Source organism: Halobacillus sp. Nhm2S1 (genome assembly GCF_019599545.1).
In the GTDB taxonomy this organism is placed as follows: domain Bacteria; phylum Bacillota; class Bacilli; order Bacillales; family Halobacillaceae; genus Halobacillus.
Genome location: NZ_JAIEZV010000001.1, coordinates 462,549 through 485,834 on the forward strand (window position 1 = coordinate 462,549; position 23,286 = coordinate 485,834).

At 45.1% G+C, this 23,286-nt stretch carries 22 protein-coding genes; all 22 read right to left on the reverse strand.

Translation table 11 applies throughout. The features are described from left to right. Positions 1–39: 39 nt before the first annotated feature. Positions 40–813 carry a YlmH family RNA-binding protein gene (locus K2225_RS02340; RefSeq protein ID WP_220583309.1) on the reverse strand — a complete coding sequence of 258 codons (774 nt, stop codon included), beginning with the start codon at positions 811–813 and terminating at the stop codon, positions 40–42. Positions 814–886: 73 nt separating this feature from the next. Continuing rightward, complete coding sequence (locus tag K2225_RS02345; RefSeq protein ID WP_089652828.1) at positions 887–1,156, reverse strand: YggT family protein; 270 nt, start codon at positions 1,154–1,156, stop codon at positions 887–889. 3 nt (positions 1,157–1,159) lie between these two features. Continuing rightward, on the reverse strand, positions 1,160–1,609 hold the full coding sequence (locus K2225_RS02350; protein ID WP_146818889.1) for a cell division protein SepF: 450 nt from the start codon (positions 1,607–1,609) through the stop codon (positions 1,160–1,162). Positions 1,610–1,630: 21 nt separating this feature from the next. Continuing rightward, entirely contained in the window at positions 1,631–2,302 is a 672-nt protein-coding gene (locus K2225_RS02355) for a YggS family pyridoxal phosphate-dependent enzyme (RefSeq protein ID WP_220583310.1), read from the reverse strand. Positions 2,303–2,323: 21 nt separating this feature from the next. Continuing rightward, on the reverse strand, positions 2,324–3,121 hold the full coding sequence (gene pgeF / locus K2225_RS02360; protein ID WP_220583311.1) for a peptidoglycan editing factor PgeF: 798 nt from the start codon (positions 3,119–3,121) through the stop codon (positions 2,324–2,326). Positions 3,122–3,178: 57 nt separating this feature from the next. After that, complete coding sequence (locus K2225_RS02365) at positions 3,179–3,454, reverse strand: YlmC/YmxH family sporulation protein (RefSeq protein ID WP_089652824.1); 276 nt, start codon at positions 3,452–3,454, stop codon at positions 3,179–3,181. A 408-nt stretch (positions 3,455–3,862) separates the two neighbouring features. After that, complete coding sequence (gene sigG, locus K2225_RS02370; protein ID WP_146818891.1) at positions 3,863–4,642, reverse strand: RNA polymerase sporulation sigma factor SigG; 780 nt, start codon at positions 4,640–4,642, stop codon at positions 3,863–3,865. Positions 4,643–4,724: 82 nt separating this feature from the next. Further along, entirely contained in the window at positions 4,725–5,444 is a 720-nt protein-coding gene (sigE, locus tag K2225_RS02375; RefSeq protein WP_089652821.1) for an RNA polymerase sporulation sigma factor SigE, read from the reverse strand. A gap of 18 nt (positions 5,445–5,462) precedes the next feature. Continuing rightward, positions 5,463–6,416 (reverse strand): sigma-E processing peptidase SpoIIGA, encoded by a 954-nt coding sequence (gene spoIIGA, locus K2225_RS02380; RefSeq protein ID WP_370632716.1) that lies wholly within the window; start codon positions 6,414–6,416, stop codon positions 5,463–5,465. A gap of 654 nt (positions 6,417–7,070) precedes the next feature. Next, the gene (gene ftsZ / locus K2225_RS02385; protein ID WP_146818708.1) at positions 7,071–8,234 is read right to left on the reverse strand and encodes a cell division protein FtsZ; all 1,164 of its coding nucleotides are present in this window, start codon (positions 8,232–8,234) and stop codon (positions 7,071–7,073) included. 75 nt (positions 8,235–8,309) lie between these two features. Further along, positions 8,310–9,608 carry a cell division protein FtsA gene (gene ftsA / locus K2225_RS02390; protein ID WP_146818707.1) on the reverse strand — a complete coding sequence of 433 codons (1,299 nt, stop codon included), beginning with the start codon at positions 9,606–9,608 and terminating at the stop codon, positions 8,310–8,312. Between the two features lie 193 nt (positions 9,609–9,801). Then, complete coding sequence (locus K2225_RS02395) at positions 9,802–10,158, reverse strand: small basic family protein (protein WP_146818709.1); 357 nt, start codon at positions 10,156–10,158, stop codon at positions 9,802–9,804. Between the two features lies 1 nt (position 10,159). Continuing rightward, positions 10,160–10,864: a DUF881 domain-containing protein gene (locus K2225_RS02400; protein WP_220583312.1), complete on the reverse strand. Its 705-nt coding sequence runs from the start codon at positions 10,862–10,864 to the stop codon at positions 10,160–10,162. A 5-nt stretch (positions 10,865–10,869) separates the two neighbouring features. Then, the gene (locus tag K2225_RS02405; RefSeq protein ID WP_220583313.1) at positions 10,870–11,574 is read right to left on the reverse strand and encodes a DUF881 domain-containing protein; all 705 of its coding nucleotides are present in this window, start codon (positions 11,572–11,574) and stop codon (positions 10,870–10,872) included. Further along, positions 11,561–12,376 carry a cell division protein FtsQ/DivIB gene (locus K2225_RS02410; protein WP_220583314.1) on the reverse strand — a complete coding sequence of 272 codons (816 nt, stop codon included), beginning with the start codon at positions 12,374–12,376 and terminating at the stop codon, positions 11,561–11,563. The genes K2225_RS02405 and K2225_RS02410 overlap by 14 nt, the downstream gene beginning before the upstream one ends. 350 nt (positions 12,377–12,726) lie before the next feature. After that, the gene (gene spoVE, locus K2225_RS02415; protein ID WP_220583315.1) at positions 12,727–13,821 is read right to left on the reverse strand and encodes a stage V sporulation protein E; all 1,095 of its coding nucleotides are present in this window, start codon (positions 13,819–13,821) and stop codon (positions 12,727–12,729) included. Positions 13,822–13,885: 64 nt separating this feature from the next. Beyond that, the gene (murD, locus tag K2225_RS02420; protein ID WP_220583316.1) at positions 13,886–15,229 is read right to left on the reverse strand and encodes a UDP-N-acetylmuramoyl-L-alanine--D-glutamate ligase; all 1,344 of its coding nucleotides are present in this window, start codon (positions 15,227–15,229) and stop codon (positions 13,886–13,888) included. Further along, on the reverse strand, positions 15,226–16,212 hold the full coding sequence (gene mraY, locus K2225_RS02425; RefSeq protein WP_220583317.1) for a phospho-N-acetylmuramoyl-pentapeptide-transferase: 987 nt from the start codon (positions 16,210–16,212) through the stop codon (positions 15,226–15,228). The genes murD and mraY overlap by 4 nt, the downstream gene beginning before the upstream one ends. 39 nt (positions 16,213–16,251) lie before the next feature. Next, complete coding sequence (locus K2225_RS02430; RefSeq protein WP_220583318.1) at positions 16,252–17,610, reverse strand: UDP-N-acetylmuramoyl-tripeptide--D-alanyl-D-alanine ligase; 1,359 nt, start codon at positions 17,608–17,610, stop codon at positions 16,252–16,254. Further along, positions 17,607–19,082, reverse strand: coding sequence for a UDP-N-acetylmuramoyl-L-alanyl-D-glutamate--2,6-diaminopimelate ligase (locus K2225_RS02435; RefSeq protein WP_220583319.1), 1,476 nt, complete (start codon positions 19,080–19,082; stop codon positions 17,607–17,609). The genes K2225_RS02430 and K2225_RS02435 overlap by 4 nt, the downstream gene beginning before the upstream one ends. A 48-nt stretch (positions 19,083–19,130) precedes the next feature. Further along, positions 19,131–21,053: a stage V sporulation protein D gene (locus tag K2225_RS02440; protein WP_220583320.1), complete on the reverse strand. Its 1,923-nt coding sequence runs from the start codon at positions 21,051–21,053 to the stop codon at positions 19,131–19,133. Between the two features lie 87 nt (positions 21,054–21,140). Beyond that, positions 21,141–23,279 (reverse strand): penicillin-binding protein, encoded by a 2,139-nt coding sequence (locus tag K2225_RS02445; RefSeq protein ID WP_220583321.1) that lies wholly within the window; start codon positions 23,277–23,279, stop codon positions 21,141–21,143. Positions 23,280–23,286 lie beyond the last annotated feature (7 nt).

The window sequence follows — 23,286 nt, forward strand, 5'->3', positions numbered from 1 at the left end:
ATTCGACAGGAACCTACGTTATCCTTCTTTGTTGGTGCATTAATTTAATTTTGATGTCATGACTTTATATTTTTCCTTCTTCGTTTCGCCGAGGATTTCATCCAACCTGCTCCTCCCTTTTCCACGTAGAGAAATGAGATCGCCTTCCTCTAATGGAAAAGAAGCGTCTTCGACGGTACGGAAATTAACCTTTACTTGGCCTGCTTCAATGAACATCGAAGCTTTATTGCGGGACATGCCGTATATTTCCTTGACCATAACGTCCAGGCGCAATGAAGACACCGTCGTTTGTTTGGTGGACCATGTTTCATTGCTCTCTATTCGTGCGGATAATGGTTTTTCATCAAATTGTACGTTGGAACGCTTAATGCCGGTTAAGTTCATTTTGATGTAATCACTAATCTCAGAAGCTGCTGTAATTTGAATCGTCCCATCTTGAACCACGAGGTCGCCCATTTTCTCTCTGCGAATTCCTAAGGACATAAAGGCTCCTAAAACATCGCGGTGTTCCAGCGTTACAAATTTTTGAGGATAAGCAGCTTCCAACAGAGTCAGTTGAAAGTCCTCTTTTTCAATAATCTCGTAATCAGGAGCGATGATGGCTCGTTTTCTTTCACTAGCATCCGCGCCACCTTCCAATCCGTAAATAAGATCCGGATCGTTTCCCATAATCGCCTTCATGATCATCTGCTCCCTCGGGTCGAGGAAATCTGTCAGTTTCCGCTGATATTTTAGAGCGACATCTTCGCGAAAAGATAAGACTTGATCAATGAATGGCTTTTCTTCTTTCCGAAAGTGCTGATAGATATCCACCTAAAAAACCTCCATAACTACCAAAAGGAACAGATGTGAGAACATAGATGTGCTCTCTGATCTGTTCCTAGACTCATAATCCCATAATGATGTAATATAGTTCGCCTAAACCTGCTCGAGCAAAGTTCAAAACGAGAATAGCAACGATTGGTGAAATATCAATCATACCTAGAGGAGGAATAATTTTTCGGAAAGGCTCCAAGAAAGGCTCAGCCAATCGTGAAAGAACTTCACCAAAACTGGATTCACGTGCCCCAGGGAACCAGGACATCAAAATGTAGATAATGAGAATCCAACTGTAAATTTGTAGTGCTGTCATTAAAATCTGAAACAAAAACGCCATGTCTTACCACCTTCTGTTTATATCATCGTCTTCTTGTGCAATCATTTCTGAAATCGACCCTGAAATCTCAACGTTATCAGGCGTACATAGAAATGTTTGTGTACCAAGTTTCTGAATATCTCCACCTATAGCATATACCGTTCCGCTTAAAAAATCTACAATCCGTTTTGCCTGATGATGATCAACACGCTGTAAGTTGATGACCACGGCACGACGGTTGACCAGCTGATCAGCAATGTCCTGAGCTTCATTGTAGCTGCTCGGCTCACTCAATACCATTTTTGATGAGGATTTAGCACTTTTCAAACTGACGACGTTGCCCTGCTCCTGTTTCTTCGTCGTTCGTTGGCGCTGTGCAGGTTCTTCTTCGTAATCATCTTCTACTTCTTCCTCAATGTACTCGTATTCATCATCCAACGTGAAAAACGAACGAAATTTATTTTTCATGCTCATTTTCATCACCTCTGATTTTATTTATTCACCGACAAGACTGGAGCCAAGGCGGATATGTGTCGCTCCTTCTTCGATCGCCAGTGCGAAGTCGTTGCTCATTCCCATGGACAAATATTCACAAGGGGCATGACGATAACCTTTGTCCCTGATGCGATCTCTTAAAGCCCTGAGTTGGCGGAATACACCACGCAACTTCTCCTCGTCGTCTGTATGAGGGGCCATCGTCATCAGACCGACGACTTTAACATTTTCGTAATGACTTAACACTTCTATAAAAGATTCAACTTCTGAAGCAGCCAACCCGTGTTTGGATTCCTCTTCACTAATATTCACCTGAATAAAACATGGAACCGGGCAGTTGGCCCTTTTGTTTATCTCTTTCGCTAGGGATTTCCGGTCAAGAGAGTGGATCATGGAGACTTGTCCAATCACATCCTTCACTTTTCGCGATTGCAGGGTCCCGATAAAATGCCAGGTTGCCTGATCGCCGATTTCCTCATATTTTTCCAGAAGACCTTCTTTACGGTTTTCTCCAAGATGTTTAATTCCTGCCTTAAGGGCTTCTTGTGCCCGTTCAGTAGTGACGTATTTGGTAACCGCAATAAGGGTGATTTCATTTTTAGCACGTCCACTATTTTTACAAGCTTGTTCAATTTTTTGATCTATTTTTGCTAAGTTATCTACAACCGACATGTTAGAACTCCTTCCCGCTCATCAAGTTCGAAGCGTGATAAACCCAAGCATACGCCCCGTACTCCCCTGATCCCGACGGTGGGAATAAAACGTTTTTTCTTCCTCGTATGTACAAAAGTCAGTCATTTGAATATTGTCTGCCCTCAAACCTTCTTCGATCATCATTCTCCTGTGAAGAACTTTAAGGTCTAATTGATATTTCCCTTTTCCTTTGTTTATCACACATTCTTTTTGGTAACTTTCAGGGATGAAACTGATGACATGGTCATCTACTTCATAGTGTTTCATACCAATGGATGGCCCGATGACGACATGGATGTTTTCAAGCTTACATCCTTTGTATTGCAGCGCGCGGAGCATCTCTCCTGCCATCCCGTTTACTGTGCCCTTCCATCCAGCATGAGCAATGCCTACCCACCCTGATTCAGAATCAGCAAAATATAAAGGTACGCAATCTGCAAAGAAAGCGCCAAGGACAAGGTTTTTCTCGTTGGTAATCAATCCATCAACGTTCGTCACGGCTGTCTGCAAAGAAGTCGTGCCAGCTCCGGCACTCCTCTGATCTACAGCAGCAACCTCCGTGCCATGAACCTGCTCACCGATGACCCATCTGGAAAGAGGGATACCAATCTCCTCGGCAAGCGCTCGTCTATTATTCAATACATCTTCTTTTTTATCGGATACATGGAGCCCCATGTTCAGCGTATCGAAAGGGGCTTCACTATGCCCGCCCTGTCGTGTCGTCAATCCTGCAGTCACATTCTGGTGGGAATGAAAACAAGTCATCTGTCTAATGGAATGTGATTGGAAAGGTTCCATTTGAACACCACCTCAATTTCACTCCATTTTAACACATTTTTCATCCAATTTCTTCTCTTATTCGTCTGATTCTGTCTTTTGTACTGTAGAAATGCTTTTGTAGCCGTTCTTTTTCACTAAAATGACATCGGCTCCGATGTTGACAATTTGATCCCATGGAATCGTCATCTCTTCTTCTTTTCCGAAAAGCCCCATGGCTTTTCCTTTCATCGTGAGGACAAGCCCCTTGAGCCGGCCTCTTTGAGTATCAATATCAAGATCGCTTATATAGCCCAGTCTTTCTCCTGTTTCCATTGCAATGACGTCTTTCATTTGCAGTTCCGTGATTTTCATGTCTCCTCACACTCCTTATTCCCACTATATGCATAACATCAACAAATTAGAAAACAGAGAAAATGATTCTCCCATTTACTCAAACTCTTTTTAATGGATATGGCAGGTTTCTGTAAGACTCAGTTTCAAGACTTTTATGGGAGCTTAGGGGCTCCAGGAAAAGGTTCGCTTTCCGTGGGCGAGTGATGAGCCTCCTCGAGCTAACGCTCTGCGGGGTCTCATCTACCACTCACTTCCCACGGGACGAAGTCCGAGGAGGCTCACCGCGCTCCCGCGGAAAGCGAGCTATTCCCCGCAGCCCCATCCACTCAACTAAAGTCTCGAAACTAAGTCTTCAAGTAAAGGGAGCGTTTGTGGAGGAAGTTTTGTCATAAAAAAAAGCTTCTGCGTGGGCAGAAGCTTAAGGTTTCATTGGAACATAGATGAATTCATTTCTTTAATGGCCGCTTTTTCTAGCCGCGACACTTGAGCTTGCGAGATTCCGATTTCCTCAGCGACTTCCATTTGCGTTTTCCCTTGAAAGAAGCGTTTCGTCAAAATCATTTTCTCTCGGTCATTCAGTTGCTTCATTCCTTCTCTTAGCGATAGTTCATCAAGCCAAACAGAATCTTTTTCCCGGTCATCTTTCAACTGATCGACAACAAAAATCGGATCACCACCGTCATTGTAGATCGGCTCGAAAAGGGATACGGGATCCTGGATGGCATCCATCGCAAAGACTACATCTTCGTGCGGGACTCCCATTCGTTCTGCGATTTCATGAGGAGCCGGATCTTTACTCGTCTCACTAATCATTTTCTCACGCATCTGCAAAGCTTTATAAGCTGTGTCGCGCAAGGATCTGGATACACGAATCGGGTTGTTGTCTCTTAAGTACCTGCGAATTTCACCAATGATCATAGGTACAGCGTAAGTAGAAAATTTCACATTGTGGCTTAAATCAAAATTATCAATGGATTTCATGAGACCGATGCATCCAACTTGGAACAAATCGTCTCCATACTCTCCGCGATTGTTAAAACGCTGAATAACGGATAAAACGAGGCGGAGGTTGCCATTCACCAGCTGTTCTCTTGCCTCCAGCTCTCCACTTTGCAAGCGTTCAAACAGGTCTCGCATTTCTGCATTTTTCAGTACCGGAAGTTTTGATGTATCTACGCCGCATATCTCTACTTTATGTCGTGTCAATGTAAGACCCTCCCAGGAAGCTGTAATCAGTTCTCAGTATCTCCCTGGGTGGGAAAATTATGCATCAAAGGGTCGTCGTCCGTTAGACCATTTTGTCGAATTCGCGTTGTAAACGGCGGATGATTTTCTTTTCAAGCCTTGATATATATGACTGTGAGATGCCCATCATATCTGCCACATCTTTTTGTGTTTTTTCTTTTTTCCCAATCAATCCGAAACGAAGTTCCATGATTTGTTTTTCACGATCATTTAATTGCTCAAGCGCCGATTTGAGTAATTTCTTATCGATTTTCTTTTCGATGCCTTTCGTAATTAAATCCTCGTCTGTTCCTAAAATATCAGATAATAAAAGTTCATTTCCGTCCCAGTCCACATTCAATGGCTCATCAAAGGATACTTCTGTTTTCAACTTATTGCTTTTTCTAAGGTGCATGAGTATTTCATTTTCTATGCAGCGGGAAGCGTAGGTCGCAAGTTTGATTTTCTTTTCCGGATCAAACGTGTTTACGGCCTTGATGAGGCCGATCGTCCCAATACTGATTAAATCTTCTATGTTCAACCCCGTGTTTTCAAACTTCCTGGCGATATAGACGACAAGTCTTAAATTCCGCTCAATGAGCATCGCACGTGCCGCCTTATCTCCTTTGGGAAGAAGTTCAAGCAATTCTCTCTCTTCTTCTCTCGATAATGGTGGTGGCAGGGCTTCACTTCCACCAATGTAATAAATCTCATCTTGTTTAATTCCAAGCTTCATAAGTAAGCGATAATACCATAGGCGTGCTTTAAAGAACCACTTGAACATGGAATCCCCCTCCTGAAATCACGCTGATTTGCCTTTGACCATCAAGTGCGGATGGATGAGCATTTGGTATAGGCGATCGTGTGTTAAATCCTGTTGCTGCACCCCCAAAAGGGGCGCTTTCATTTCCAAATTGCCTGACTCTGTTTTTACTGTGATCTTATCCACCATTAATGTCACGAGTAACTTTCCTGCAACACCTGCCGCCTGGTAAGGAACAAGCCGTACAGAGGACTGAATCTCATCTGGTAATTCCGCTAGAGCGGTGACGACATGATCTACTTCAAGCTGCTGGATCTGTTCCTCTGATAAAAATTGTTCCCATAAAAAAGAGTCTGCGAGAAATACCATTTTCCGACTAACCGGGTCCACGAGCTGGTTTCCGCTATCTACTAACCCTTTACAGTGGGCGGTCTTTCCATTCCACTCTACTGTCACATCATAAATATCCTCAAGCTTCATCTTATGGACGCTGACTTGATTCAAACGCCATTTCGTAAAAACAAAGGAACATGGAAAACCAATGATTACAAACAACCAACTGACCGGGTCTCCATAACCACCACTGAATGTTACGATTGAACCCCCTTGTAAGCTGATCTCTGTCGCAAGAAAGTAATGAACCCCCATCATGCTTCCGCCGATGGCGAAGGTAATAAAATAAAAACTGATCCACTGGACAAAAAATGCACGGAGAGAGGTGTAGGAAAAGGCCACCCAGATGATGAATATTGAAAAAAAGATTTTCCCGAAACTTCCTACAAGCCAGGAATCCGGCATATAAATGGTAATCGGGACGATCGTAGAGGCGACAAACGCCCCAGTGGCCAATCTGATTTTCGATGATTTCGCTCTCGTAATCCCCTGTGTAAGCGATAAAATCATGCCATCCATCAAAAGGTTGAGCAACCAGACAGCATCAAGATAAATGATCCTCTCTCCCCCCTTCTCTTTATCTGCTGTACTGAAAAGTATAAGCCCGTCCGGTTAAAAAGTCTGTCACAATCTGAACCACTCACTAGCAAGTTTTGTAGAAGGATGGAAAGATCTCTTTTCTCCACAAACGCTTCCTATAGTGGAAGACACGGTTTCCAGACGATTATGTGTTTCTAGGGGCTCCGGGAAAAGGTTCGCTTTCCATGGGGCGGGCGGTGAGCCTCGTCGGACTTTTCGTCCTGCGGGGTCTCACCTGTCCCACACGTCCCATAGGAGTCTCACCGTTTCCCTCCGCCCCTTTGCCATGGAAGATTCTCGAAACCAACACCAAAAGCTCAGCTCGTTTTATTATGGGAGGTGGATTATAGAACAACCTCCACAGCACGTAAAAGCTTGCTCCAGAGCGTTTTGTACCCCTAACTGTTGGTTAGTGGAAGACCATCCCATTTGGTATAGAGGTTCGTTTCTCCCTTACATGATATGGGGGGATGGGAAGCTGCGAGACTCCCCCACCGGAAAGCGAGTTGCTTCCCAGCCACCCCTGACGCTCAACTCAGCAACGAACCCCGGAAACATCGCGAAACTGAGTCTTCCTCAATCCTGCCATTATCGTTAATAAATATTAGGATGGAAAGAACAAAAAGGAAATAAAAAAACCGCCACACTGGAATGTGTGACGGGTTTGGATGGTTATTATCGGCGACGGTTGCGGTTACGCAGGAACGTCGGGATATCAAGTGTGTCTTCTTCTTGATTCGGCTTGTTCTGTGGCTGTTGCGGAGCTTGACGACGAGGAGGTTGCTCTTCTCGTACGTTACGCTCTGGCTGTTGTTGTTCTACTTGCTTTTGCTGGTTCACAGGGTTTACGGTTGGACGCTTTTTCTGCTGACCTTGAGCAATTTGCGCTTCATCGAAACCTGTAGCAATAACAGTAACAACGATTTCGTCTTTCAGATTCTCGTTAATCACAGAACCGAAGATAACGTTTACTTCCTGATCTGCTGCAGAAGTTACGATATCCGCCGCTTCCTGTACTTCATAAAGACTCAGGTTGGCACCACCGCTGATGTTCATCAGGACGCCGTGTGCCCCGTCAATAGAAGTTTCGAGTAATGGAGAAGAGATCGCCTTTTTAGCTGCTTCAGCCGCACGGTTTTCTCCTGTCGCGATACCGATTCCCATAAGGGCGGATCCTTTGTCCACCATGATTGTTTTCACGTCGGCAAAGTCGACGTTGATCAATCCTGGTACGGCAATCAAATCGGAAATACCTTGTACACCTTGACGAAGGACGTTATCCGCTTCACGGAACGCTTCAAGCATTGGCGTATTCTTATCTACAATTTCAAGCAAACGATCGTTCGGGATGACAATCAGTGTATCAACTGCGCCTTTAAGGCTTTCCGTACCACCGCTCGCTTGTGTGGAACGCTTACGTCCTTCAAACGTGAATGGGCGAGTAACAACCCCTACGGTTAGGGCGCCAAGCTCTTTGGCTACTTGAGCGATAACGGGAGCGGCACCTGTACCTGTTCCGCCTCCCATTCCTGCCGTTACGAAGACCATGTCTGCACCTTGAAGGGCTTCTTCGATTTGCTCTTTACTTTCTTCCGCGGCTTTACGACCGACTTCCGGATTCGCACCTGCACCGAGTCCGCGAGTCAGTTTTCCACCGATTTGCATTTTAACTTCTGCTTTAGAAAGGTTCAGCGCTTGAGCATCCGTATTGACGGCGATGAATTCGACGCCTTGGACACCATGTTCAATCATTCGGTTGACGGCGTTACTTCCACCGCCACCTACTCCGATTACTTTAATCGTTGCTAGTTGGTCCATGCTTGTATCAAAATCTAACATCTTACGTTCCTCCTAATACACGAGATTACAAGATTTATTGGTTCGTCCGTCCCTTGACCGACTCAAACTTGTTCATTAATCAAAGAAATACTTCAAGAGATTACTGAAGCCTGATTCTTTTTTCTTCTCTGGTTTTTCACTTTCTTCTTTCGGTTGTTGCTGCTTTGTCGTACGCTTTTGTTTTTTTGGTTGAGGTTTTTCTTGAAATTCTTCAGTTACAGATGGAAAGATCTCTTTGCCTTGTATTTTCGCATTACGATAGGCGAATTGCAAGATTCCTACCCCACTCGTAAACTGCGGTTCTCTTACTCCGATGTAATCCGGAATCGCCAGTCTTACGTTTGCGTGGAAAACATCCTGCGCTAACTCAAGTACACCAGGCATGTTCATCGTACCTCCGGTCAGTACAAAGCCTCCCGGAAGTTCGCGTACACCCATACGCTGGATCTCCTGGGCAGCAAAGACAAATATTTCTTCTAGTCTAGCTTCAATCATATCAGAGATTTGCAATTGATTGAATGCCTGTTGACGATTACTTCCAATAATCGTGACAGAAAAATTTTCCTCTTCATTCGCATCGTCAAAAAATGCATGACCATGTTCCAACTTCACCTGCTCAGCTTCTTCTGTAGAAGTCCTCAGGCCGATCGACAAATCTTTCGTTAAATTGTCACCACCGAATGGAATCATGCTCGTTCCTTTTAGATGTCCTTCTTCAAATACTGAGATCGTGGTAGAACCACCACCGACATCGATAAGGGCTACGCCCAGATTCTTTTCATCCCCGGATAACGAGACAGTTCCAGAAGCTAACGGCTGCAGACAAACATCCAATACTTCCAAACCTGCTCGTTCTACACATTTTAATGTATTATGTAAAACGGTTTTGGCACAGGTAATAATCATACCTTCCATTTCAAGCCGTACCCCGATCATACCTCGCGGATCTGTAATTTCATCCTGACCATCTACGATGAATTGACGAGGAATGACATCGATAATCTCTCTTTCCGGCGGTACGGATACCACTTGAGCAGCATCGATGACCCGAGTGATATCTTCGTTTCCAATTTCTCTACTTTCACTGGAAACAGCGACAACACCGTGGCATGGCTGTAATTGAATATGATTTCCATTCACACCCACAACGACACGATCAATTTTCATATCCACCATACGTTCGGCCTGTTCAACCGCTGAGCGGATTGAATGAACCGTTTGATCGATATCTACGATCGCGCCTTTCTTCATTCCGTTCGATTTAGCTGTTCCTACCCCAATAATATTGAGGTTATCATTCATAATTTCTCCTATAATCACTTTGATTCGACTTGTGCCTATATCTAAACTTACTAAAATTTCATTTTGATTCACCAGTGACGCACCTCCTGTAGCAAGCCATATAAGTAGTTCAAAGCATATCGAATTCACGCTTAAAAAACAATCTTTGAAATACAAACGTAAATGAAATGATATATTCCAAGGGGTATAACCTTGGAATGTAAGAGAAAAAACTCGTTCCTATGTTGTTTTCCACAGTGTTTCGTGAATTTCCTCTTAAATACGTTTATTTTTTTCTGAATTTCGTTAGCAATTTTTGGTCAATGACAATTCTTCTGACGATCGCAAGGTTTCTGAACAACCGGACACCAAAGGCAAAGACGGCTGCAAGATAGAGATCCACGCCTAATTGGACGCCGAGGAAGGCAAGCATGGCAGCAAGTGTAATGTTGAAAAAGAAACCTGTCAGAAACACTGTATCATCAAACGTTTTTTCCAGCTGTGCCCTGATGCCGCCAAGTAGCGTGTCAAAAGCGGCCAGTACAGCAATGGATAAATAATCGGAATAGGCATCCGGGATACGAATATCCGTAAGAATGCCGAGGGTCACACCGATGATCAGAAATAAAAGGGGTAACCACAAATTAACCACCAGCTTCTTCTAAAATTTCTAAATGGAGCGGATTATCATACTTGGGAAGCACCAACTGCTCTTTCACTTCGAAGACAATCTCCATATTGTCGATATTGAATATATCTTGAGTGGGGCTCGCTTTCATATGATCCTGCAGTTTTTCAGGATCTTCAGCCAATACCTTGATGGTCAGCGGCAGTGAACCGATGGGTCGATTATTTACATAGGTCGCCCCATTTACATCTCTCACCGGTGAAAGGTTTGTTAATCGTTCATTCCCAATACTAATGTCTTCCGCACCGTATGTGTTCAGTTCATTAAAAAGTCGGCTTAGAAGGAGAGGGGAGACGCTTGGGTATGCCTGTCCTGCAACACCTTCATCAAAAATGGGACGAATGGTCAATTCCACCCCTGCCCCCTTCTTCTTCTGCAGGCCTATCTTTTTTTCCAAAGTCTCAATGGACCCTTTCAATGTCTCCACTTGTTCGCTTGACGATTGCTTTTCATAATTTTCAATGGTCTGATCCGCCCCGGCAATTTTCTCTAAGAGGTCCTGTTGATGTTCCTGCTGGATCTTCAGATCTTCTCGCACTTCCCATACATCTCTTGTATCTCGCATCTCTGTCTCATGGGAGGTGGTTTGGAACTGCACAGCCACCATGAATCCAATCAATAGAAAAACGGCGGACAGCAGCCACTGTGTTTTTCGCTTCATGTCGCTCACCCTTCGGCGGATAGCCTTGCCTTCATTTCCACTTGGTTTTCTTTCGATAATTGCACATCAACATTTTCGTTGAGAAGCTGATCGACGACACCTCTGGTCAGTTCAAGGCTCGAATGAAGCACCTCCGGGTCCCCGATTGCAGAAATGACGAATGGAGCCGGGTGTTGAACACCGTCCACCGTAATGACCGGTCCTGTACATGCAATATAACTATCTCTCATAAACCGTTGTCCATTGATGGCAATGGCTTTTGCTCCAGCACTTAAAAGTTCATTGATCACGCTGTGAATATGACTTTCATGAACGATATATTGGTTCACCTGATCTTCATCCGGGATATATTCCGCATCACTCAGAACGACTTCCACTCCTTGACCCTGAATCGGAACCTCACCATTCAGCATCTGAAGCTTCTTTTTTCGTTCGACGAAGTCGGCGACCACCTGTTCACGATCGGCCATCTCATTCTCAAAGTCTTGAATCGTATGCCGCTTTTCTTTTAACTCCTCACGCAGCTGCTTGTTCCTTTTTTCCATGTCCAGCAGCTGTTGTTGGTAAAAGTACTCTTTTTCCCATTGCGAATCATTCAGTTGTACCATCTGTGGTGAACTCTTAGTCAATTGATAGCTGTAACTGACAAGAAAACCGGAGATGAGAAGGACGAGAGATAAGATGATTGGTTTCCCTTTACGCCTCTTCATCCGTGTTCTCCTCTTCTTCACCAGCACCTGAATCACCTTGCGGCTCTTCTCCCTCAGACTGAGGATATTCCTCAAAGTAGGCCCCTACATCAATATGTATAATCCCTTCAGCTCCTTCATCAAGCTGTGCAACGATGGAAGGATAAGCCGGCATTTTTTCGGCAAAGCTGCGGATCGAGGCCTGTACTTGATACCCATCATTCATATAAAGAAGGATTTGATATGGATTCCCGTCACGAGGGTCCCAATGAATTTCTGAAATGAGACTGCTTACACTTGAAGGCAGTTCTTTCAGCTCTTGAGAGATTTCTTTCAGATACGTTTCCTTATTAAACCCGGCTAGGATCGGAGCATCTCCTCCAGGAAGAGCTGTTTGTCCATCCAAGCGTGTTCCATTTTCAAGAATGGCATGAAAGGCACCATCCTGCTTAACGTAACCGATTCGTTCTGCTTCCTTCACTTCAATTTGAACATTGTTCGGGAAGGAACGGTCGATGGAAGCAAAGGTGATTTCTTGATGCGACTCGATCTGCTGTTTCATCTCTTCTTCATCGACTCTCCAATAATTCGTGGATGTTGTGACTCCGGCAAGCTCGATAATTTCTTCTTCAGAAACGTGGTACTCACCTTCCACAACTATATGACGAACATTACTGAGTGGCGACTGAAGGTAAATGACCGTCGCAATCAGCAAAAATAGAATAGTCAAATACAGAATCAAGCGACGATTGGCTTTTTTCCGCCTCGTCTGTTTCAATTTAGGTATGCGATCTTCTATGGAAACCACTTTTCTCTCTTCCATAACGGGCATTTCTCCTTATTGCTAGACACCCTTTACGCTGTTTGTCCTAGCTGTTTGAAAGAATGATGTTCCTCTAAAAGATGCCGAGCTTACTCTACATCTATACGTTTCCCATTATATCACAAAAATAGAGTGAAATATTGATAGAGTTTTACTAGTTTGCTATCAATTTTATTACAGGAAAACCCGCATTTCGATGGGTCTCAAGTGATTTCGCTAAATTCGTATACCCATTCTCCCGATGAAGTAAACTTCCTATAACAAATCCTTCTTTGTTCCCCCACTAATACTCCCTCTTTTCACCCAAAGAAAACAAGCAAAATAAAAAGGCCATGGATTCCATGGCCTTTTTATTTTATAGAGAAACGACTGACACTCAGAAGTAATCCCAGGGAGGCAAGGGTCAGGGTTAAAGAGGAGCCTCCATAGCTGATAAGGGGAAGCGTGATTCCTGTGACAGGAATCAGCCCAGTGACTACACTAATATTGATCATGACTTGGATACTGATCATTCCGACGATGCCAAGGGCAAGTAATGAGCCGAAAAGATCCGGAGCAAGGAGACTTGCACGGATCCCTCGCCATAGAAGAATAAAGAAAAGACCAAGGACGAGTAATCCTCCAAGGAATCCTAGTTCTTCAGCAAGTACCGCAAAAATGAAGTCCGTCTGAGGTTCCGGCAAATAGAAAAACTTCTGCATACTGTTGCCTAACCCTAATCCCATTAAGCCGCCGGGCCCGATGGCATATAAAGACTGGATAATCTGGAATCCTGCTCCTAAAGGGTCTTCCCACGGATGTAGGAAAGCGGTGATTCTTTTTATACGGTAAGGAGCTGAAGCAATCAATCCGACCATACCCGCTGCTCCCGCGCCGGCAATCCACATAAAGTGGCTGATGCGCGCCCCTGCTGTAAACAACATGACAAGGCATGTCCCTACCATGACGACCCCTGTTCCCAGGTCGGGCTGAAGCATGATGAGTGCGAACGGGAACAGAATTAATGCTAGTGCAGGCAGAAACCCTTGTTGAAAAGAGTTCATGAGTTTCTGGCGTTCCGATAAAAAGCGCGCAAGGAATAGGATCAAGCCGAGCTTCATGAATTCTGATGGCTGGATGCTGAACATCCCCACCCCGATCCAGCTTCGTGCTCCTCCACGGACCATACCTACTCCCGGAATGAGTACGAGTACAAGGAATACTAGGCAAATGATCATAATCATCTTTGAATGTCCATGCCATACGTAGTACGGAATTCTTGATAACACCACCATGGCAATCAGACCAGCCACAGCGAAGAGAATCTGTCTTTTCGCGTAAAACCACGGATCGTCAAACTTATATTCAGACCAGATGCTTGATGAACTATAAACCATCACGACCCCGATGATCAAAATTCCGAGTATGGCGGCAACCAACCATAAATCCGGCTTTTTTTCTTCCATAAAAAAAGCCCTACCTCCCATCTAAGTGGAAAACAGGGCTTAAGCTTGTCGCATAAAGCCCTTATTAGAGCTTATGCACAGCTTGGATAAACATGTTGCCTCTTTCTTCAAATGTACGATACTGATCCCAGCTCGCACAAGCTGGTGAGAGCAGGATGACATCGTCTTCTTCTGAGTACTGGTAGGCCTGACCAACCGCTTCCTGCATCGTTTCTACTTTGGTGACTTCCTCAATGCCGGCATCTCGTGCCGTTTCACTCAATTGATCAGCGGTTTCCCCGAAGACAACCATGGCTTTGACACCTTTCATGTGGGGAACCAGTGATTCGAAGCTTGTCCCACGATCAAGGCCGCCTGCAAGGAGAATGACTGGATTTTCGAATGATTTCAACGCATAAGAGGTGGCTAAAATGTTCGTCGCTTTAGAATCATTGTAAAATGAGCGTCCGTTCTTTTTCATCACGAACTGCAGGCGGTGTTCGACTCCAGCAAAAGTGGTCAGTACTTTGACAATCGCTTCATTACGTATGCCGTTCACTTTAACCGCAGCAACTGCAGCCAGGATGTTCTGCAGGTTTTGTTCTCCTACCAAAACAATGTCTTGTTTTTTCATAATCGGTTCGTCTTCAAAGTATATGAACGTATCATCAGCCCAGGCACCTTGTCCTTCTTTCTTAATAGAAAAAGGAACGAGCTTCGCTTTGACATCAGGCAAAAATCGGGCGATGCTCTCATCATCCGCATTGTATACCAACGTGTCATCAGCCGTTTGGTTAGCTGTGATTTTCGCCTTCGCCTGATGATAGTTTTCTAACGTATGGTGATAATCAAGGTGGGCTTCGTAAAGGTTGAGCCACACCGCAATCTCTGGATGGAACTTTTCTGTCCCAAGCAGTTGGAACGATGAAAGTTCGGTCACCATCGTTTCATCTTGCTCCGTGCTTCTTGCCACCTCACAAGAAACATGCCCAATATTGCCTGCAAGGGAAACCTTTTGTTGATCTGCTTGAATCATTTCATGGATCAACGTCGTCGTGGTCGTCTTCCCGTTCGAGCCTGTTACGGCTACGAATGGACCTTCATGAAGGAAACTTGCCAATTCCACTTCGGTTACGACCGGAATATTCCGTTCCTCAGCTTTTGCAATAACTGGGTTTTCATAAGGAATGCCTGGGTTTTTGACGAGGTAATCCACATCATCCAATACGGATAACGGGTGTCCCCCTGTAATGACCTCTGCCCCTTTTTCTATCAGTTTACGCACGTCTGGTGCGTGTTGATCCGCCTTTAAATCATTGATTCTCACTTGAACACCGCTGTCCAGGAACAATTCAGCAGCTGCTGTACCACTTTTAGCAAGCCCTAGTACGAGAACCTGCTTATATGGAAAGTTTTTTAATGTTTTCATCCAAACATCACCTCAATATAAATACCGATCACTGCAAAGACAAGTCCCACAGCCCAGAATGTCGTTACAACACGCCATTCGGACCAGCCCTTCAATTCATAATGGTGATGAAGTGGACTCATTTTGAAGACACGCTTTCCTGTCGTCTTAAAAGAAATCACTTGGATAATAACAGACAGAGTTTCAAGGACGAAGACACCGCCTATAATGACAAGTATAAGTTCAAGTTTCGTTAAGATCGCAATAATGGCAATCGCTCCACCTAAAGCAAGCGATCCAGTATCTCCCATGAAAACTTTCGCCGGATGCGCGTTGAACACAAGGAAACCGAGCAGCGCTCCAACAATAGCAAGAGAGAAAATGGTGATTTCAACGTTCATTTGGCCTGTCCACGCCAGAATACCGAACGCGCCAAACGCGATCGCTGCCGTCCCTGCAAGAAGACCATCGAGACCATCGGTCAGATTGACAGCATTCGAAGCACCTACGAGCATAAACAGGATCAATAGAGCATAACCCCAACCGAGGTCTACTTCAAAGGTTGTACCAGGAATACTAATATACGTTGGGAAATCCGAATTTCTAAGAATGAAATAGACAACGAGGGCAATGACAATCTGCCCGAGCATTTTCTGCTTTGATGTAAGACCCAAGTTTCTTTTCATCGCCACTTTAATGTAATCATCCAGGAACCCGAGCAGTCCATACCCGATTAAAACAAATAATACTAAGAACAACTGCGTGTTCCCCGTGTCCGGGGTGAACCAAATGGATGCTAGGATCGTGGTAATGACCACAGCTACAATGATCATCACCCCGCCCATCGTCGGTGTTCCGGATTTTTTCTGATGGGATTCAGGTCCCTCATCCCTTATAGCCTGACCGAACTTCAACCTTCTCAAAAAAGGGATGATCATCGGCGAGATCACAACAGTGATTGCAAATGAAATAGCCATAGTGATTAGTAGTATGTAGTCGTTCATGTGTAGTTCTCCTCCTTTTCCATCATCATCGCCTATCGATCAATCCACGAGATTTTCAAGTAGTTCTTCTAGTTTCATTCCTCTGGAAGCTTTGATAAGTACGACGGTGTCCGCTGTTAACTCTTGACGGACGTGATGACTTAACGTTTGTTTGTCTGTAAAATGATGCGTTTCAATGGAAGGATACTGCTTTTCTACGGCCTCCGTGATGGCTTTGGAATCTTGGCCAATCGTATAAACCGCATGAATCTTCTCATCAATAGCATCGGCTACGCTCCTATGAAGCGATTCTGACTGCTCTCCTAACTCAAACATATCACCTAATATTAACACTTTCCTGCTTTTAGATGTCAATTGACTGACAACTTCGATGATTGCTTTCATGGAAGTCGGGGAAGCATTGTAGGCATCATTAATGATTAAGGAACCTTTTGGCCCCTCATGTTTTTCAAAACGCATGGCAGACATTTGCAGTTGCTGAAACCCTTGCTGGATCTCTTCTGGAGATAACCCTAAGCGTTCGGCAAGAGCGATGACGTATGTAGCATTTTTCACATTATGTTTCCCGGCCATAGGCAAATCATAAGACTGCCCACCGACTTTAAATGTACTGCTCTCATCTGTCAATCGAAGAACCTCGGCCTGATAGTCAAGCTGATCACCAAAACCACAAGTAACCGTCCAGCTCTTAGACATTTGTTCTTGCAATAGAGGCTCATCTCCATCGAGAATTAAGGCCCCTTTTTCAGAGAGGCCTTCTGTAATCTCAAGCTTCGCCCCTGCGATTCCTTCTCTGGAACCGAGATTCTCAATATGGGACTCTCCAATATTCGTAATGATGGCGTAATTTGGTTCAGCAAGCTTTGATAAAACAGAAATTTCCCCTGCACGATCCATGCCCATTTCCAGAACGACAGCTTCTGTTTCTGGATCCATGGCAAGGACAGTGAGAGGGAGACCGATATGATTATTGAAATTACCAGCGGTCTTATGGGTTTTGTACTTGACTTGCAGGACGGATGCTGTCAGGTCTTTCGTTGTCGTTTTCCCATTCGATCCCGTGACACCGATGACGACTGGATCCACCTTTTTCAAGTAATAGGAAGCCAGTTGTTGAAGTGCTTTCGTCGTGTCTTCCACAAAAAAGACAGGGAAGTCTGTAGGTGTCAACTTCGGCAAAGGTTGGTCTTCCTGCCATAATGTTGCTACCGCTCCCTGTTTAATGGCATCTCCAAGAAAATCGTGTGCATCGAAATTCTCTCCGACAATCGGAACGAACAAACTTTGCCTCGCCGTTTTACGACTGTCAGTCATCACAGACCTGAGCTGTATCCGATCCGATGCGGCTCCTTTATTTTTCGAAAAAAGTTGTGTGAGTTCATTTACTTCTACAATCATGATGGATGCTCCTTCATCTCTCTTAATATCGTACGGGCCACCTCACAATCATCGAAATGATGACGGATGCCCTTGACTTCCTGGTAAGTTTCGTGGCCTTTTCCTGCAATTAGAACGATATCACCTGTTTTTGCATGTTCAATCGCATAGGTGATGGCTTCTTTACGATCCTCTATTAGTTTATAACGCCCTTTTACATGGGTGGTCATATCTCTGAAAATCTGTTTAGGGTCCTCTGTCCGAGGGTTGTCATTGGTGAAAATCACCCGGTCCGCATAGTCGACACTCACTTTCGCCATCTCAGGACGTTTGCTGCGATCACGATCACCTCCGCATCCGACAACCACGGTGATGGTGCCTTTACATAAATCCCGGAGCGTCTGCAATACGTTCTTTAGTGAATCCGGAGTATGGGCATAGTCCACCACGACACCGAAACCTTGACCTTCTCTTACGGGTTCGAACCTCCCCCTCACACCTTTAGTCTGCTGGAAGGATCGTTGGATGGTCTCTAAAGGGACCCCGGACAAAATAGCCGCACCCGCTGCCGCAAGCATATTATAAATGCTGAACAGCCCCATCAATGGACTCTTAATGGAGACCGAACCGATGGGAGTGGTCATAATGAAGGCAGTACCCGTTTCTGTCATCGTGTATTCCTCCGCTTTTATATCTGCCTTTTCAAAAATGCCATAAGTCAGCAATCCTTGGGAAGTAGAGCGGATAAATTTTTTTGCCTGCGGGGAGTCGTTGTTGATGACTGCGAATTTCTCACGTTCCTTATTATACCCATTCCCTAATTGTGCGAACAATAGGGACTTTGCACGAAGATAATCATCAAAATTTTCATGATAATCTAAATGATCCTGGGTCAAATTCGTAAACACGGCGATATCAAAATCACAGCCGAATACTCTTCCTTGATCAAGCGCATGGGAAGATACTTCCATGATCGCATGATCGACGCCCGCCGCATGCATCTTATGGAAATAGCGCTGCAAGGTAAGAGCGTCTGGTGTCGTGTTTTTTACAGGGAACGTTTCTCCAGCAATATTCACCTGGATGGTTCCGATGATCCCGGTTTTCTTTTTATGCTGCTGAAAGATTTCTTCCAGCAGATAGGTGATGGTCGTTTTGCCATTTGTGCCGGTTACTCCTATGACATGGAGAGACTCTGAAGGGCATCCATAAAAAGCAGCAGACGCCATGGCAAGCGCTCTTGATGTATCATTCACAAGAACGACAGGAACAGAGAGAGCCACCTCCTCTTCAGCGATGACAGCCACGGCCCCTCTTTCCACTGCGCCTTTTGCAAACCGGTGCCCATCAACGTCCACACCGCGCAGGCAGACAAACACATCTCCAGGCTCCGTCGTTCTTGAATCCATGGACAGCCCTTTAATATGAAGGTCTGCCACTGGTTTCGTTACTTTATAAAAAGGAATGTACCGCAAGAGTTTCTTCATTTTCATATGTGTCACCCTTACCTGCTCACAAGTTTTATTATACCAAACGTCGGTTTAATTCCCCAGATACACACGAATGGTCGAACCACTAGGCACTTTCACACCGGCTTCAGGCGCCTGTGTAATCACTTTAGACCCGCTGCCACTGACTTCCACTTTTAAGTTCAGAAGCATTTGACTTAATTCTTTTTTCTCCATCCCTGTAACGTCCGGTATTTCTACTAAGGGCTCATCCGGCCAAGAGTATTCTTTTTCCAACCCGTCTTTCCTAGGCTCCACTCCTAAAGCGCGTAAACTGTCACTCATAATGTTTCCTACGATTGGAGCAGCTACGACACCACCGAACTGCACCGTATTCTTTGGATTGTCGATGGCCAGATACACGACAAGTTCAGGATCGTCCGCTGGAGCAAATCCGATGAAGGATACGATATGGTTATTTTCCATGTACCTTCCATCCGGGCCGACTTTTTGAGCGGTACCGGTTTTCCCGCCGACACGATATCCTTCCACGTACGCTCCCCGGCCTGTCCCTTTGGCGACAACACTTTCGAGAGCACGGCGGATTTCTGCCGACGTTTCTTCAGAAATGATTCGCTCTTTTAGTTTCGGTTCATTTTTTTCTAACGTTTCGCCAGTGGTTGGATCAACCCATGCTTCTTGGATATACGGTTCATAATAATAGCCCCCGTTCACCGCTGCGGCTACAGCCATGACCTGCTGGATCGGCGTGACCGATACCCCCTGACCAAAGGCCGTCGTCGCCTGCTCTACAGGACCGACGTTCTCCGGCTTGAACAGAATCCCTTTCCCTTCTCCCTCAAGGTCAATACCGGTCTTCTCACCAAAACCAAACCGATCGATGTATTCAAAAAGCTTTTCTGTGCCAAGTCGTTGTCCAAGAGTCACAAACCCAGGGTTACACGAATTTTGGACGACTTCAAGGAACGTCTGGTCCCCGTGTCCGCCTCGTTTCCAACAGCGAAGAGTCGCTCCGTCTACTTTGATCGAACCGGAGTCATGGAAATGTTCATCTTCAAGGTCAACGAGATCTTCTTCCAGAGCTGCCGCGAGGGTGATGATCTTAAATGTGGATCCAGGCTCGTACGTACTCCAGACAGGTAAATTTCGGTTGTAGACTTCCGGTTTCACTTCCTGGTAATTAGCTGGGTCAAAATTGGGGCGAGTCGCCATTCCTACCACTTTCCCTGTATCTGGATCAACCGCTAAAGCCACCGCTCCATCAGGGTTATATTTGGCCTGAGCGATATCAAGCTCTCGTTCCATAATGGATTGGACTTTGTAATCAATCGTCAGCTGCAGATCTTTTCCATCCTCGGGCGGCTTATAGATATCCGCCATATCCGGCATCCTTTTCCCTTTTGCATCAGAGAAAAAAGACAAAGCCCCTTTTTCTCCTCTCAATTCTTCGTCATAATAGGCCTCTAAGCCGAGCAGCCCCTGATTATCGATGCCACTGAATCCAAGGACGTGTGAAAGGAAAGAGCCGTGAGGATAGTATCTCTTTGAATCTTCGGCGATATAGACACCAGGCATCTGCAAAGACTGGATCGCCTCCGCCTGTTCCTCACTGATTTTACGGCCTTCCGGGTGGATCCTTTCGATAGAGGTCACTTTTGTGACGTGAGAATAAGCTTTCTCCACACTCATGTCCAGAATCTGGGCAAGGTTTTGTGCCGTCTGTTCCGCATCTTTGATTTGTCTCGGGACGACCATGACCGTTGGGGCGGATTGATTACCGACGAGCACTTCGCCATTGGAGTCAAGAATCTTCCCCCGCTCCGGTTCAAAGGTTATATCCCTGCTCCATGATTCCTCCGCCTTTGAAATGAGGAAATCACTCAAGAAGAACTGGACATACCCGAGCCTCCCTGCGATGACAAAAAAAATAACCATTCCAACAAGAAAGACAGCGACTAATCGTTTCTTTACGACCACTTGTGATACTCGTCTCATCTTAATAACTCCTTTTTGAAGTCAATAGAGTCAGCTTGTATCACTATATGCAATCTAGAAACGATTAGAACACTGCCTGGAATGGTGTCACTCCTCTCTCGGAGGAGCTAATTCTACGACTAAATAGCCGCCTTCTTTTATACTGGAACCTTCAGGGATGCTCTGTTTTTCAACAAAGCCATTCCCCATCGTCTCGATGTTCAAGTTGAAATGTTTCACAAGTCTGTGCACATCACGGGCTGAATATCCGGTCAAATCAGGCATGGTCGGTTTGTCTGTAATGACCATAATCCTTTGATTTTCGACCACTTCTGAGCCCGGTTGTGGAAGGACGGCGGTCACCTCGCCGCCGTTTCCAATAACTTCTACATTCGAGAACGTCTGTTTCAGATCTTCTTTGGCTTTTGAAGTACCTTTACCAACGACATCTGGAATAGTCAACGGTGAAACGGATTCGTCCACCTCTTTATCCGGTTGAATATCCATGTAATGGAGACTGTTTTCGAGCACTGTTCTGGTAATGTAAGATACAGGCTCAGAACCAAGCTCCGTAACCTCTAAATCCGGCTGCTGAACAGCAACGTACATGAGTAGTTCAGGATCCTCTTTCGGAGCCATCCCCATGAAGGAGAAAATGTAGTTATTCCGCCCTGTCAAATACCTTCCATTTTCAATCATCTGGGCCGTACCTGTTTTACCTGCAAGGGTGTAGTCATCCAGTTTGAACGATTGAGCAGTCCCTTGTTCAGACGTGACGACTGTTCCCATAAGGTCACGCATCTGCTTGGCCGTGCTCTCAGAAATAGGCTGCCCGATCTCTTCCGGTTTGTTTTCCTTCAACACTTCACCCGTTTCACTTGAGGTGATTTTAGACAACATATAAGGCCGCATCATTTTGCCCTCATTGGCGACAGATGTCGCCGCTGTCATCAGTTGAATCGCCGTGAATGTGGAACCCTGTCCGAAAGACGTCGTCGCTTGTTCAGACGGCTTATTAAAAACAAAGCGTCCATTTTTCTCATTCGGAAGATCGATCCCTGTCTTTTCATCAAAATGGAAATCAGTCAAATATTTTCGTAGTTTCGTAGGCCCAAGAACCTCAAGGGCGATTTTAGATGAGGCCACATTTGAAGACCGTTGAAATCCTTCGTCATAAGAAATCGGTCCCCAGCCTTCCCCATTGTTATGATCCCCGATCGTATGACCTGGTACTTTGTATGTTCCTGATTTGAACATATCGCTTCCTTTATACACACCTTCTTCGATTGCAGCTGCCCATGTGAAGATTTTCATAGTGGAACCGGGTTCGAAGGTGTAGGAAACAATGTCGTTATACCAATTATCCACCTCGCCAATATCGTTCGGGTTATAGCTCGGACGGTTACTCATCGCTAAGATTTCACCTGTATCAGGGTCCATCACAGCCGCCATGATTTTTTCCGGACTGTACTGTTCATCTACCTGTGATAGGGCATCTTCTAAAAAGGTTTGGATTTTCTGGTCAATGGTCAAATGAACATCGTTCCCGTTTTCAGGTTCTGTCATCACTTCGTTCGGATCTAACAGTTTCGTTCCGTATTTGTCTCGTTCGTAACTGATTTTCCCCTTTTCTTCTTGCAGATGTTCTTCCATCTGCTTCTCAATGCCTGTCACGCCGTTGATGTTCCCATCCTGGCTACGGGCAAATCCGATGACATGAGAAGCAAATTTCCCATTTGGATAGTAGCGTTTCGACTCTTGTTTGAATTCGATACCGGACAACTCAAGATCTTCTATTTCATCTTTCGCCTCCTGGGAAATCGAACGTCCGTTGGAACCGAATTCGACTTGGAAGCGTTCATTTTCCTGGCCTTCTTCAATCGTTTGTCTGATATCCCTTGCTTCCATATCAAGCAGTGGAGCAAGTTTCTCTGCTGTCTCCCCAGGGTCCGTCACGTGCCTCGGTGGATCGAGGTTAGCGGAATACTCCGGGTCTACGATGGCATAGATTCTATAAGTGGGACGATCATAGGCAAGTACCATCCCGTTTTTATCATAGATTTTCCCTCTGTCTGCATCGATTTCATAAGAGCTTGTCCGGATGTCTTCCGCCCATTTCTGTAAATCGACACCTTCCACTGTCTCTGCTGTCTCAATATAAATGAAACGCCCCGCAATGATGAAAAATACAATCGCAAAGGCGACCATCAAAAATGCGGAGCTTTTATTATTGTTGCTTTTTTTCATTAGGAAA